Below are 14315 nucleotides of genomic sequence, written 5' to 3' on the forward strand. Positions count from 1 at the left end.
ACCTCTATTGGGTGGGTGGAATTTGCCCCCAACACTATCCCTGTGTGCAGTTGGGGGGTGTGGTCAGGCCGTCGCTAAACCGGGCTTGCTGGGGATGGCGGATCTGTATATCCTCAGTCAGGAGTCCCTGAGCAAACCTACCAGCAGGAGTGAGAGTGACAGAATTATAGCATCCTCGATCATCCACTGCCAAGAACCCATGGTCTTGTTCAAGTTCCCTGTAGTAGCGATCAATAGTCCCTGGACTCAAGCCGAGGCTGCTATCGGCCTTGAGTTCCCGGATCTCTCGATATTCTTCTTCATTTGATGGGATAGCAGCCAATAACCGAAGCCTCCCACCTCTGGGAGTGAATGATTGGAGAGCTTCATAGACAGACTGGGGGTCAACCTCGTTATCGACTGAAACAGAAGCGGTGTTATCTGCTGTGCGCGTGTTGTTGCTCTCAGTAAGGTAGGTATCGACCCATTCTGGATGTCTATCTCTGAGAAATGCTTCGAGCGAAGGCGATGCTACGAGATCAATCGCACAGGTCTTCGAGAGGATGGCGATCGTTTTGAGCCCTTGTTTCCGCTGAGCTCGTTGTGTATTCCGCCAAGCCGACTCATCCAGTAACAGCGAAACTCGGGGCGTAGTTGGTGCGAGGGCAATCAATTGCATTGGCCCTGGTTCAAGATTACCAATACCTGTATTCAGTTCGTGATACCCTGTACCAATCTTGACTAACGTATCGACGGAAGGTGGTCGATCCTCACTATGTCGAGTTGGCCAATCTTCACGAGGTAAACCCCCCACTCGCACAGTGAATTCCGCAGCAGCATATGGGTACCAGCCACCAACAGCCTTCACTTGGTAGAATTCGTTGAGAATTACAGGGACATGTCCCTGACGTGGCATATGGAGAAGTTTCGGATCGTGGCACTTTGCGACTTCCTTCACTGCTTCGACGACCCAAGGGAGTAGACCCTCGAGTAGATCTGGAAGCCAGTCGCGGCGTGCGGGAGTAACGTTTTCTAGGGCAAAATCGGGTTTCTTGGCCGAAGTAGCTGGCAAAAATTCAACGTTCCCATTGAATTCAGGCCAGACGTGTTCTGTATTTGGGGAGGGCATTGTATGTGAAAAGAACCCAATCTGGGTATTTAACGGCTTGTCAGACAAGTGTCTCCAGAGTGTAATGTGTGAAACACCCCCATTCCCAGAGGTTTATAAGTGGTGGGTTGACTTATTGTCGTGATGTCTACAACAGATTCGAACCTGCCGTCCAACGTTGAGCCGCTCCTACCGTCTCAAGCCGTATTGATATTGTGCACTATCTCAGTTCCAATCTTGATGAGCTGACAGGGGTCTCCGCGACGATTGCCGACGAGCTTTCCGCTTATGCAAACGAACAAGAACTCGAAATTCGCAATGCTCCAGGCGGCCATCCTGTTTTTGTTTCCGACCTCCTACGTGTGAGAAACGACCAGAAACTCACGCTACACCCGAAAGTGTGTCAACTAGTACCGGAGAACGCTCACGACCAGCTTCTCGATGATGTGATTCGTACATACTGCGATTCTGGTGAGTTGAATCCGCCACTCGCCTATCCAGAACCCGTGCTTGGTGCCCTAAATGAAGGGTGCGAGCGCGTATATCCCCATCCTCGCCTCTGCTTGGATGGCGTCGAGTATAACGCTGGAGAGAAAGCCGAGCTACGTGATTCAAGCGAGTATTCGATTCAAATACACGACATGCTTGCAGACCTCAGAGCCGACGGAATCGTAACCAGTCTCGGCCAGTCGGACTGTGCGTATTGTGGGCTCACCGCGGGGAACGAACTGGCGATTGACCTGATTGACGACGGGGGAGCAGTGAAGGGATACGCCGGAATTGATGCAACGTCCCTGACCACTGTTCCCGAGTTAACCGTCCAAAGCTTCGACACCGAAGAACTAACTGATGCAGATCTGGTTCTCCGCGCATACGAATCCGCGAGGAATCACGGTATTCGGTCTGGTTTGACAGTTAGGAAGGCCAAACAGCCGCATGAAGTTGGTCAGTAGACAAGCTGTTGAATCTTATTGGGGTTAACAGAAGTCCCGAGACCCCCGGCGTGGCAGACCTCCGTTAAAATAATTTGATGGCAGTTGCTCGTATTACGTACTAACCCGGAATACAGCGTCTAAAAACGTCGGCTTCGGGACGGACTACCTGCGCTGGTAGACCGCATCTCAGTGCTTTGTGGCCACAATGTGGCCCGATACTGGTTTAGATGACGCGGATTTGCTCGTTATATCGCTTGCTTCGTTCGCTGGCACGCAGTGTGCCTCAGTTCTCGTATCGAGTATCTTTGATTGCCTGTGCGAGGATTAGTTCACGTAACGATTTACCCGTGGCTCCGGTCAACATTTTTGGAACAACAAGCTAATTTCAGAAGTCTCAACTGGAACTCCGAGTCCATGCGGGGATTCGCACTCTGACGACAAACACCCTGTTTCTTGCTAAGAATTACTCGACCCCGAGAGGATCGACCGTTTCAACAACATTCCCGTCGGCATCCAGTAGCGAAAGGAGTCCGTCGTTGGTGCGTGAAACAGAGAGGTTGTCGCCTCCATGATCTTTTAGAGCACCGAACGGCACATACACTGTAGTTTCCCCTGGTTGGTCTTTGTGCGGGAGCGAGATAGGTACGGTGTCAGAATTCGCGGGACTAACCGAACCCATCAGTGAGTACCCGACCACGTTCTCGATTTTGTCCTGATGCGGACTGCGGAGTGATTCAGGCAAGTCTTCTGGCTTTGAGGTGATTTGAGATGGATTGTCGAGAAGAGCTTCGGCGAGACCGTCATCTTCCCCGTGTTCGTCGATGTATTCGTTGAACCAGTCGGGTCGCATCTCCATGTCGATTTGTTGACCACATTGCGGGCAGTAGCGCATCCCAGTATCGACGGACACGTTACAGTTCGGACAGCTATCTATGGCTGCGATAGTCGCGGTTGAATCTTCGTGTTCGATACCGAACGTATCCAAAATCTGGTTATTGATATCCTCCCCAGTGAGGTGTTCGTAGCGTTTCAGTTGCCCGGACTCTCTAGCCCATCCAGCTCTGTACTCAATTTCTCTGTCGGATAATCCTCTGAGCGCCCAAATCGTGACCGCACTGTGCTTCATGTTATGTGGATGTAATTTCCGTTCCGGGATGTCTGTATCACGGGCGAGACGACGCATACGACGTCGAAACATGGCAGGGCTAACTGATCCGTCGTCGCTCGGTTTGTCGGGATTATAGTGCCGACCAATCTTGTGAAACAGAGGTGCTTCGGGTTCGTCCGGTCGCGGGTGCTCGTTTCTCAGATAGCTACGAATATGCCCTGAACTGATTGTTGCGACGTGCGTACGACCACCACTTCCCTTTTGCCCTAATGCTTCGTCGTTCAGCGTGATTTCACCAACCCGTGCTCCCTCATTGAACTCGAAATCTTTGACTCGCAGAGCGCAGAGAGCTGAAATTCGCAACCCCAAGTCGAGAAGGACAGAAAACATTGCTTGATCTCGCAGCCGATTGCTGGCCTCGTCAATCAGGGTGCGTGCTTCTGGGAGCGAAAGGACGTCGTCCTCGTCGATTTTCCCTCCGGAGTCGTCGGTAGCGAGATTGATGTCTTCCTTCTTCGCGCAAACGTCGTCTTCGACTTCTTCTAGAAACGACCGAACTGCTTTCCCGTAATTCCGTTTTGTACCGTCTGTCCAGTCGCGTTCTTGCGAAAGGTCACCAATTGAACCGACCCATTCTTCCTTAACCGCTTCATGCAACGGTACGTGTAGTTCTTCGATTTCTTCTTCTGTGAGTTTATCCCCCTCGTCATTTTCCCAGTCAAGCGGAATCCCGAGATGGTTGCGGACTGTGATGAGCTGTGCGATGTACCGTTCTTGGGTGGATTCTGCCGAAGAGTCGAGTTCGTTGTTAATCCAGACTTTGACAAGGCCTTTTTCTTTATCGGGGAGTGTTTCGACGTCTTTGAGGCGTTTCTGGAGGCGGATTTTATCATTGTTGGGGTCGTTGACGCTGGGCACGAGTGTCCAGAAACTCTCTCTAAAGGATTAATACCTTTCCGGAGGGAATCCGCCCGGGACTATCCTGCGAGGAACGGACGTGACGAGCGGATAGTCCAGCGGATTCCGAACCCAGAGGACGAGAGGATCCGAGTCCTCGCGGTTCGAATCCGCCCGGGACTATGACAGATATTTTATATTAATTTGACCGGGAGTCACATGGATACCTTCTCAGTCCACCACACGATTGACAGGATATCGCCGTCGTCACAGACATCGCGTCGGTAGTATACCGAGAGACGGCACTGTTCAAGAACGTTTACGGGAACACACCGTACTCGTCTAACATCTCTATAGTAATCCCTTCTGTCTCGAGGATAGTCACTATGTTCGGAACGAGTGGTATCCGCGGAACCGTCGGTGAGGAGATAACGGCCGAGCTCGCGCTCGAGGTCGGTCGGGCCGTCGCGTCCGACGGCTACGACCGCGTCGTCGTCGGGCGGGACGCTCGAGAGAGTGGCAGGGTCCTGACCGATGCATTGACCGCTGGATTGCGCGAGTGTGGCGCGGACGTGCTCGAGGCGGGGGTTGCGCCGACGCCGACGATTGCGAGGGCGGTCCCGCGGGAGAACGCGGACGCGGGGATCGTCGTCACGGCCTCGCACAATCCCGCGCCGGACAACGGGATCAAGCTCTGGGCCGCGTCGGGCAAGGCGTTCGATTCCGACCAGCGGGACGCGATCGCGACGCGAGTCGAGGCGGACGAGTACGACCTGCGGCCCTGGGACGGACACGGCTCGCTCGAGTCGCTCGAGGATTCGACCGATCAACACGCGACGGCGATAACCGAGTCCGTGTCGATCGACGACCCGCCGAGCGTCGCCGTCGACATCGGGAACGGGACCGGGGAGATAACCGCGCGCGTGCTCTCGGAGCTGGGCTGTGATGTCGTCACGCTGAACGGACAGCGGGACGGACGTTTCCCCGGGAGACCGAGCGAGCCGACTCGAGAGACTCTCGGCGACCTCTCCGCGCTCGTCGAAGCGACGGACGCCAGTGTCGGGATCGCTCACGACGGCGACGCCGATCGGATGCTAGCCGTCGACGAGACCGGCTCGTTCGTCCCGAAAGACGTGCTCCTGGCCCTGTTCGCACGCGAGACCGCGACGGACGGCGACGTGGTCGCCGCGCCGGTCGATACGAGCATGGCGGTCGACGACGCGCTGGCGGCCGTGGGCGCGTCGGTGAGCCGAACGCGGGTCGGCGACACGTTCGTTGCCGACCGCGCGACGCAGCCGAACGTGGTCTTCGGCGGCGAACCGAGCGGCGCCTGGATCTGGCCGGACGAAACACTGTGTCCGGACGGCCCCCTCGCCGCGTGCAAGCTCGTGGAACTCGTTGCCGATCTCGGGCCGCTCTCGTCGCTCGTTGACGGCGTCGAGACGTACCCGATCCGCCGCGCGTCGGTTTCGGTCGAGGAGAAAATCGCGGTGATGAATCAGGTTCGCGATCGCGTCAGTGAACGATACGACGATGTCGACACGCTCGACGGCGTCTACGTCGATGTCGACGACGGCTGGATCCTCTTGCGCGCGAGCGGTACCGAACCGGTCGTCCGGCTCACGGTCGAAGCACGGGACGAGTCCAGGGCCGAACGACTGGAAGCCGATGCCGTCGGCATCCTCGAGACCGCGATCGCGACCATGGCCGGAATCCGATCGTGACCATCGGTCGGTTCAGTTGTTAAATACGCGGTATTCGGGCCTCTCTGTCGGGTTTAACGCATCGATAATGAAGTGTGCCGTGTTCTATGTCGAATGTAGATACGTGGTGCAACGAACAACACTGCTGCCGTGGGACGACGGCAGCGGTCGAACGAAACTATTGGATATAAACAGACAACAGAAACGATGACTCGGGCGTTTCGTCGTGATGATGCGACATCGACGGGGAGTACCGCGAGCGAATCGGACGGACTGGACACGCTGCTCATCGGCATCGATGCGGGCTGTCTGCCGGTGTTCGAGCGGCTGTTCGAAGACGATCGGATCCCGGCCATCGAAGGGCTCTGCTCGGCGGGAGTAGCCGCGCCCCTCGAGTCGCAGATCCCGCCGTGGACGCCGAGCGCCTGGCCGTCGATCTACACCGGCGTCAATCCCGGCAAACACGGCGTGGTCGGCTTCGTCGGGTACGACGGCTACGACTGGCACGTGACGAGCAACGACGACGTCCACGAGCATCCGCTGTGGACGCTGCTGGATCGACACGACCGCTCGAGCGTCGTCGTCAACGCCCCGGTCACCCACCCGCCGGACGAGTTCGACGGTGCGGTCATCCCGGGATTCCTCGGCCCCGAGGATCCGCCGTGCCATCCCGACGGGCTCCTCGAGGAGGTCCGCGACGCGATCGGAGAGTATCGCGTCTATCCGAACTACACGCGTGACGACGACTCGCTCTCGGACGACGCGAAGATCGAGGAGTATCGGAATCTCGTCCGGATGCGCGGGGAGGCGTTTCGCTATCTCGCCGACGAGTTCGACCCCGACTTCGGCTTCGTCCAGTTCCAGAAGACGGACACGGTCTTCCACGAGCTCAGCGGCGAGAAACGCCACATCGATCCCGTTTACGAGGCGGCTGACGAACAGATCGCGTCGATCCTCGAGGCCTGCGATCCGGACCGCGTCTTCCTCGTGAGCGACCACGGGATGGGGTCGTACGACGGCTACGAGTTCCGGATCAACGAGTACCTCCGCGACGTGGGGTTCCTCGAGACGACGACCGGCGGCAAGGGAATGCCGTCCTGGACGCCGATGCGCAGACGCCTGCGCGAGGGCGAGGAGTACGACACGTGGGAGCCGGGAACGGTCGCACGCGCGGCGTCTGTCGCCGCGCGATTCGGCGTTACCGCCCGGCGGGTCAGGACCGCGCTCGAGTGGGTCGGGCTTGCGGACGTCGCCATCGAGCACGCGCCGGGTGGAATCACTCGAACGGCGAACGAACAGGTCGACTTCGCCGAATCGGAGGCCTACGTTCGTGCCCGGACCGAACTCGGCGTTCGGATCAATCTCGAGGGCCGGGAGCCAAACGGCGTCGTTCCACCGGAGGAGTACGAGGAACTCCGAGAGAGCCTCATTCGAATGCTACAGGCCGTCGAGACGCCCGATGGCGAGCCGTTCTTCGAGACGGTCGCGCCGCGCGAGCAGTACTTCCACGGTGACGAAATCGACGAGACGGTCGACATCGTCACGATTCCCGCTGACTTCGAACACATGCTCTCCGAGCAGCTAGGCGAGGGCGATTACTTCAGCCCGGCCGAACCCTGGAACCACAAGCTCGACGGGGTCTTCATCGCGGCGGGCGAGGGAATCGACGAAGACGCCGCGCTCGAGCGGGCGCACCTCTTCGATGTCGCGCCGACGATCATGGCTGCGATGGGGGTCCCCTACAGCGACCGCATGGACGGCACCGTCGTCCCCGTCGTCGATTCGGGCGAGTCGACGTCCTATCCGGAGTACGAGGAGGGGGAGGAGACGAACAGACCGGCAGCTGACGGAGACGTGACGGACCGGCTGGCCGATCTCGGATACATGAACTGAGACGCAGTGTCGCCACCCGGACGGTTCGTGATTCTCGACTCGGTCGCGTCTCTCGGTCCTGTATGCCGACGCTCTGAACGGCGCCGATACTTCCTATGGAACGGTCCGCTGGAACGGTGTACTGACGCACCCGCACGGTGAGTCGCAGGTGCGCCGGCACTGACTGACAGAATTCGTCTGCCCTACCGAGCCGAGCGGGTCGATTTGGCCTACGACAACCCTCTTACCCGCGTTATAAGTATGGGTTCCTGGGGCCAATATCGGTGTACGACATCGATCTCTCAATGGGATTTATCGCAGCGATCCGCCTCGTCCACGACGAGCTTCCGTTAGTGCCGACGATCGAGCACCGATCGGGTGTGACGCTCCGCTACGAGTACGGAGCGATGACCGGCGAGCAACGCCTCCAGTTCGTCTCCGCATTCGGCGACGAGCACGAGGCCCTCGAGGAGGTAATGGCTGCGGATCCGACCATCGCGAATGCGACGTGCGTCGCGACGTTCGAGAATCGGTCGATCTATCGCGTCGTCGTCGAGACCGATCTCGAGATCGTTCCCGATCGCTGTGCCGAAGCCGGCCTGTTCGCCTTTCGAATCACGAGCGCTGAGGGTGGCTGGTGCGCACGGGTTCACCTCCCCGATCGCGACGTGCTGTCGGCGTTTCGGAGCCAGTGTCTCGATCGGGGCATCTCGTTTCACGTGAACCACCTGTACGACTCGTCGGTCTCCGACGAGCAGACCTACTTCTTGACCGAACAACAACACGAGATCCTCACGATGGCCTACTACGCCGGCTACTTTGAGGTCCCACGCGGGGCCACGCAGGACGATCTCGCTAGTCGGCTCGATATCTCGGATTCGGCGGTCTCCCAGCGGATACGGCGCGCCGTTTCCGAACTGATCGCCGCGACGCTCGAGAACGATCGCGCGCCAGACGAATACGGATAGATCGGCCGCCTCCAAATACTATATTGGTTGATAATTCACGATAAATAACTGCAATACAGTATAATGATCAAGCCCGATATCGGCATTTAAAGAGCTGTTAAAGTCCATCTAACGGCGAAGAGTCGTCTGCACCCAGCTAATTCCCGTTCCTAATTGTATGTTGGGCAACCATTTCAAAAATAGGACTTGTATGCCCCTATCGATAACAGGAATCGCATTCTCACTTAAAAGCTTGCTATCCGAATCCATAGATACTGGACCCCATCATCACTCACAACGAAGTGACTTTCAATGTCGGATAGAAGTGGTATGCAGCGCTCGAATCGTGACGTTTCTCGTGGCTCTCGGTTAGTCGAGGGGAATGACGGTCAGCCGTCTTCCGAGGGAGGACCTTCGAAAACACAGTCGAGACGTCGGTTTCTGGGAGGAACAGTGGCGGCATGTGCCGCCGGAATCGGACTGACGTCAACAGCCACCGCGTCCGCAGATCGGTATGGACACTACTACGACGACTACGCGACCGTCGTGGACGTGACCGAGGCCGGCGCGGACGATACCGGCTCGGAATCGATCACGCCCGTGCTCGAGAAACTCCGAGATGACGATACACTGCTCGTGTTTCCCGAAGGGGAATACTTCATGGACGAGCAGTTCAGATTCACCGGTTTCGATAACTTCGGCGTCGTCGGCGAGAATGCGACGCTGGTTCCGGCGGACTTTCACGAGTTCAATGGCCCGCGGTATCGTCTCTTCCGGCTCGGCGTGTCGTCAAGACCCGGTGGTCGCGTTCGATTCGAAGGGTTCGACGTCGACCAGCGGGCCCCCGACACGGGGATCCGAACGATCGAGACGTACGCCTCCGAGCGCCTCGAAGTGCGGGACATCACCGTCCACGGCCAACACGATAGCGGGACCTGGGGACCCGGACTGTTCAACATTACCGATCCCGACGGCCGAGGTATCGTCGAACGGTTCCGCGTTCCGGACGGCGCCGCGTGGATCAACAACACCCCGAACGCGGGTAACAACTGGCGTGGACCGATCGGTATCGAGGCCACGCTGAACGAGGGGACGCTCACGTTCAAGAATTGTTGGGTCGGGCCGTTCCCGAGCAACGGACTCTACGCGTCGGGCGGCAACGGCAAGATCATCGTCGAGGGCGGCTGGTACTGGGACAGCAACGGGGCAAACGTTCGCGTCGGCGGCACCCACAGCGAAATCCGGTGGCCGACAGTCGAAATCAAATCGAGTCGACCGGAGGACACGATCCAGCGGGGGATTCGGGTCGAAAACGGTCGCGATTTCAAGATCCGTGGTGCAGCCGTCAACATCACCTCCCCCATGCCGTCCAGTCACGCGATTTCGGTAATGAACACCTGTGAGAGCGCCCGTATCGAGAAAACAACGCTCGATATCCGTGGCGAAGACGTGAACCACGGGATCGTCTGCTCACCCGTCTCTGGAGACACGACGATCGTCGACACGACGATCACCCACGAGACCTCGGGTGGCTATCCGCTGTGGATACAGGACAGCGACAGCAGCGGACGGGTTCTCGCCGAGTACCTCACGATCGACGGACAGGCGGGCGAGGACGGCGGTTTCCGCGACGGGATTCGCTGCGAACGGGACAACTGCCGGTTCAACGTCGTCGACATCAAGCAACAGGGTCGCGCCGGTGTGGACCGGAACGCGATCGTCAACACGAGCGCGGACCTGACGATCTACCGATCCAACCTGCGTGCCAGCAAGTATCCGTACATCGACATCGGCTCCGAATCCCTCGTTCTCGATTCGGACCTCGAATCGTCGTCCGGTCTCGAGGCCGCCTGTCTCTACGCGTCGTGTGATAGCCCGGCGTTCAAGGACAACAGACTGGTCAATGGGATCCGTAACTTCGGTGCGAGCGACGTCACGACCTGGAAGAACACGTACCAGTAGTCGGCGACGCGCGGCCGCTATAGTAGTCACTGCAAGTCATTGCACGCCTGATCGACCGACAGCTGTCCGATCAGTATGTGAATCGTTTCAGTGGCTACTATAGTAGTATCCGTTTTCCATCGCTTCTTCTCCCCGTTCTCCCGTTTCTTCATCGCTGACTCTCGCCATTTCTCCGTTGCGGATCCACAACTATATCTCCGTGAATACGGCTCTCGAGGCCATTTAGCCCCCGTATAATAACGCCACGCTGTGGACACCGTCTTCGTACAGTGAGTACGTCGGATCGTGACCGATCGTCGGCAGGGATGGCTGTCGATTGGCAGCTCGAAGGAATCAGGGGGAAACCGTGAACAGGAGTATTACGAGCGGCGTCGTCTCGGTCGTCAGCGCGAAAATCGTCGCACTGGTCGTCACTGCGCTTTCGACGCCGCTGCTGTACCGATTTCTCGGTGCGTCGGCGTTCGGCGAGTACGCGTTTTTGCTGTCCATCTTCGCGATCTACATGATCTTCGTCAGTTCGGGGATCACGGACGGCGTCCGAAAGTTCCTCGCCGAGGACCGCGCTGTGGCGAACTGGAGCGTACACGTCGTCGGCTTTTATTTCCGGCTGGCGATCTTGCTGGCCGGTCTCGGGGCGCTCCTGCTGGTACTCGCGACCAAGTTCGGGCTCGTCGGCTTCGCCTTCGGCTCCGAGCTGACGATCTACTTCTACGTCCTCGCGGCGCTCGTTATCACGGCACAGTTCCGTGACTTCGGACGGAAGACGCTCATGGGATTCGGCCTCGAGCGATACTCGGAACCGCTCAAGGTTCTCGACAAGGTTAGCTTCGTCGCAGTCGCAATCCCGCTAACCTACCTCGGCGTCGGTGTGATGGGCGCGCTCGCAGGGCATCTGTTCGCGAGCCTCCTCGTCGGCGTGGTCGGACTCCTTCTCGTTCACCGACGGATTTCGCTGTCGTCCGTCTTCTCTAGCCCGACAGAACGGTTTCCCCGGACGGAGATGCTCACGTTCAACTCGATGAGCATTGCGCTGATTTTCCTGATGATGTCGCTCTATCACATCGATATCATCATGCTCAACCGGTTTCAGTCGGATTCGGCGGTCGGTAACTACAAGGCAGCGCTGACGATCGCCGAGTTCCTCTGGTTCGTCCCGATGGCGATCCAGACGGTATTCGTCCACTCGACATCAGAGCTGTGGTCGCAGAACCGCTATCAACAGATTTCGGAACTCGTCTCTCGGACGACGCGCTATACGTTTCTGCTGACGGCCGTCATGGCCGTCGGACTCGCGGCGCTGGCAGACGTCGCCGTCCCGATCTACTTCGGTGCTGAGGCCGAACCGGCGATCACGCCCCTGTTGCTGTTGCTCCCCGGCGCGCTCGGGTTCGCGATCGCGCGACCGATTCTCGCGGTCTCACAGGGGGAAGGAACGCTTCGGTATCCGGTCATAGCCACCGGCGGCGCGGCCCTGATCAACCTGGTTCTCAACCTCGCCCTTATTCCGCCGTTTGGAATGCGAGGCGCGGCCATCGCGACCAGCATCGGATACGGGTCGATGTTCGTCTTCCACTGCTGGAGCGCCCGACTCGTCGGCTTCGATCCACTCGCGGATGCCCGGCTCAGTCGGGCAGCACTGACAACGCTCCTGGCAGCCGTCCCTATCGTTGCCCTCTCGACGGCAATCACGAATCCGTGGATTGCGCTCGCAGTCGTTCCACCCGTCGGGTTCGGAATCTTCATCATGTTCGCCTTGCTGGTCGGAGCGATCGATATAGCAGAACCGTTCGAGATACTGTCCCTATTTCCCGATCCGATCGGCGCGAAAGCGGACGGCATTACCACCCGTCTCGTGAACAGCGAGACCGACGGCTCGGGCCGTAACTGGTTGCAGAGTCTGCTGTTCCTCGCTGGACTGTCGTTGTTACTCTCGGGGCTCGCGTTCGGGATCCTTGATCCCGGAATGTGACAGTCTCCTCGCCGGAAACGGAGGGGAAGCAACGCTCCCTCACGCAGTCGGGCGTAGCCCGACGACGGCGAGGCGTCCCCGCATAGAGAATACCAGTCAGTCGTCGTCTCCAGACCCGTCGGTTCCGACCGGCTGCACGAGACCTTCGGTTTGGTGAACGCAAAGAAGAGGGTTCCAACTCTGTCCCCCCCGTGAGCGTCATCTGCAAGGGCTTCTCGCCCGTCTCACAGTGAGCCGTGGCGGTGATACTGTAATGGACTGAGCCGTGGCGGTGATACTGTAATGGACTGAACCGTGGCGGTGTTACTGTAATGGACTGGCAACACAAGCAAAACTTCGGGCCGTTCAGCGGTCGATGGAGACACTCCTCGAGCCACCGTCGGTACACGTTACGAATCTAACAGGTCGGTCGCGCTCACGACCTCGACGTTCTGCCCGTCGATGTACTCGAGGACGCGTTCGAACTCGCGTTCGCTGATGCCGTCTTCGGTCCCGATGTAATCGAACTGCAACACCGCGAGCTGGCCGTACTTGGCGGCGTAGTCGACGTACATTTTCGTCTCGTCGTCGGCACCGCCGGCGAAGAATCCCACGTTGTAGGGGTCGGTGAGCGCCAGCCCGTTCGGACCGCCGCCGAACCGAAACGCCTGTTCGTGGTGTTCCTCGACGAGGTCGCGAGCGGTCGGGCTGAGCACGTTCCGCGGGGTGATAAAGTGCTTCGCGCCGTCCTCGAAGCCGCGGCTCTCGAGATACAGTTTCGTGTCTCGAATCATCCGCGCTTGCTCTTCAGGGGGGTATTCGTGGAGGAAATGAGCGCCGGTTCGCGGCCGGGCCGCCATGTCCCAGCCCGCGTCGCTCAGTTCCTCGAGCCTGTCGATCGTGAGCCGGTCACCCTGCCCGACTGCTTCGGGCATGACCGCTTCGACGCCCGCGTAGCCGTAGGGCTCCATTCGTTCGAAGGCCTCCGCGTAGTGGCTTTCGAACATCCCGTCGAACAGGAGCATTACTTTGCCCGTTGCCGGACGATCGACGACGCGAAGGTCATCGACCTGGCAGTCGATCGAGCCGGACGTGTCACCGCGCCGGCGAGCGGTCAGTCGAATCTCACTGACGTCCGTCAAATCCGGCTCCCCCTCGATCTGACCGGTGCCGAAGTCGACGCGTACCCACCGATCGGACGGTCCGATGAGCGTTCGCTGCAGCACGTACGCGTTTCGCGAGTTCGGCGCAAACAGCTCGAGCGAGAGTCGAAGCTGCTCGCGGTCGGTGAACTTCACGGCGAGCGAGAGGTTCGAACCGCGCAGGTCCAATCCGTCGACGGCCTTGTAGATCGCCGCGTGCTCCGTGTCCTCGCTCGCGGTGAGGCGAGCCGACTGCGATCCGCCGTACGGATCGTCGGTCCCAGCCTCGAGGGTGCCGCCGTCGATCATCGCGATCCAGTCGTTGAGGGACTCGAAGTCATCGATCGATTCCCCAGGAAGCGCCGGCAGTCTGTCGGTGCCAGACTGATCGGCGTCTCCGTTCGGCGTCGACTCCGCCGGCGACGAGGTATCGCCGCCACGCCACTCCCGCAACTGAGAGAGACAACCGGAGAGTCCGAGCGTTCCAGCCGCTGCAACGGTCGTCACAAACGATCGTCGGTTTCTGTTCGTCATTACCCACGTCGACGGATCGTTTGATCTTTCTTATACAGTTGTTAGCCGGCCCCTGTCAACCGATGAGACCGATCGGCTGTCCCCGGACGACGATCGGTTGCTGCAGCTCTACCGATTCGCCTCAGCGTGTCGGTACCGACGGCGCTGCGTGCACGCCACCGCGAGAGACGATACCGACGG

Annotated in this window: 9 protein-coding genes; 6 read left to right on the forward strand and 3 right to left on the reverse strand. The window is 58.9% G+C overall.

What is annotated here, in order from left to right; all coding sequences use genetic code 11:
- Window positions 1–34 precede the first annotated feature (34 nt).
- Entirely contained in the window at window positions 35–1156 is a 1122-nt protein-coding gene (locus ACEWFR_RS09705; protein WP_374060833.1) for a hypothetical protein, read from the reverse strand.
- A 146-nt stretch (window positions 1157–1302) separates the two neighbouring features.
- Here ACEWFR_RS09705 and ACEWFR_RS09710 point away from each other — a divergent pair, with 146 nt between their 5' ends.
- Window positions 1303–2040: a hypothetical protein gene (locus ACEWFR_RS09710; RefSeq protein ID WP_374060834.1), complete on the forward strand. Its 738-nt coding sequence runs from the start codon at window positions 1303–1305 to the stop codon at window positions 2038–2040.
- Between the two features lie 445 nt (window positions 2041–2485).
- Here ACEWFR_RS09710 and ACEWFR_RS09715 read toward each other — a convergent pair whose 3' ends face one another.
- Window positions 2486–4048, reverse strand: coding sequence for a tyrosine-type recombinase/integrase (locus ACEWFR_RS09715; RefSeq protein ID WP_374060835.1), 1563 nt, complete (start codon window positions 4046–4048; stop codon window positions 2486–2488).
- A 365-nt stretch (window positions 4049–4413) separates the two neighbouring features.
- Here ACEWFR_RS09715 and glmM point away from each other — a divergent pair, with 365 nt between their 5' ends.
- The 5 genes from glmM to ACEWFR_RS09740 all read left to right on the forward strand — a co-directional run bounded on the left by glmM (window position 4414) and on the right by ACEWFR_RS09740 (window position 12480).
- Window positions 4414–5751, forward strand: a complete 1338-nt coding sequence (glmM, locus tag ACEWFR_RS09720) for a phosphoglucosamine mutase (RefSeq protein WP_374060836.1) — start codon at window positions 4414–4416, stop codon at window positions 5749–5751.
- A 186-nt stretch (window positions 5752–5937) separates the two neighbouring features.
- Window positions 5938–7623: an alkaline phosphatase family protein gene (locus ACEWFR_RS09725; protein ID WP_374060837.1), complete on the forward strand. Its 1686-nt coding sequence runs from the start codon at window positions 5938–5940 to the stop codon at window positions 7621–7623.
- Window positions 7624–7907: 284 nt separating this feature from the next.
- Complete coding sequence (locus tag ACEWFR_RS09730) at window positions 7908–8570, forward strand: helix-turn-helix domain-containing protein (protein WP_374060949.1); 663 nt, start codon at window positions 7908–7910, stop codon at window positions 8568–8570.
- A gap of 432 nt (window positions 8571–9002) precedes the next feature.
- Entirely contained in the window at window positions 9003–10511 is a 1509-nt protein-coding gene (locus ACEWFR_RS09735; RefSeq protein ID WP_374060838.1) for a right-handed parallel beta-helix repeat-containing protein, read from the forward strand.
- A 346-nt stretch (window positions 10512–10857) separates the two neighbouring features.
- Window positions 10858–12480, forward strand: coding sequence for a polysaccharide biosynthesis C-terminal domain-containing protein (locus ACEWFR_RS09740; protein WP_374060839.1), 1623 nt, complete (start codon window positions 10858–10860; stop codon window positions 12478–12480).
- A gap of 389 nt (window positions 12481–12869) precedes the next feature.
- Here the strand turns inward: ACEWFR_RS09740 and ACEWFR_RS09745 are convergent, their stop codons facing one another.
- Complete coding sequence (locus ACEWFR_RS09745) at window positions 12870–14135, reverse strand: hypothetical protein (RefSeq protein ID WP_374060840.1); 1266 nt, start codon at window positions 14133–14135, stop codon at window positions 12870–12872.
- Window positions 14136–14315 lie beyond the last annotated feature (180 nt).

The organism is Natrinema sp. H-ect4, from assembly GCF_041894845.1.
Taxonomy (GTDB): domain Archaea; phylum Halobacteriota; class Halobacteria; order Halobacteriales; family Natrialbaceae; genus Natrinema.

Bases quoted from the DNA above. Each gene is read 5' to 3' on its own strand.
- glmM (WP_374060836.1), top strand. From the start codon at position 4,414: ATGTTCGGAACGAGTGGTATCCGCGGAACCGTCGGTGAGGAGATAACG.
- ACEWFR_RS09725 (WP_374060837.1), top strand. From the start codon at position 5,938: ATGACTCGGGCGTTTCGTCGTGATGATGCGACATCGACGGGGAGTACC.
- ACEWFR_RS09730 (WP_374060949.1), top strand. From the start codon at position 7,908: ATGGGATTTATCGCAGCGATCCGCCTCGTCCACGACGAGCTTCCGTTA.
- ACEWFR_RS09745 (WP_374060840.1), bottom strand. From the start codon at position 14,135: ATGACGAACAGAAACCGACGATCGTTTGTGACGACCGTTGCAGCGGCT.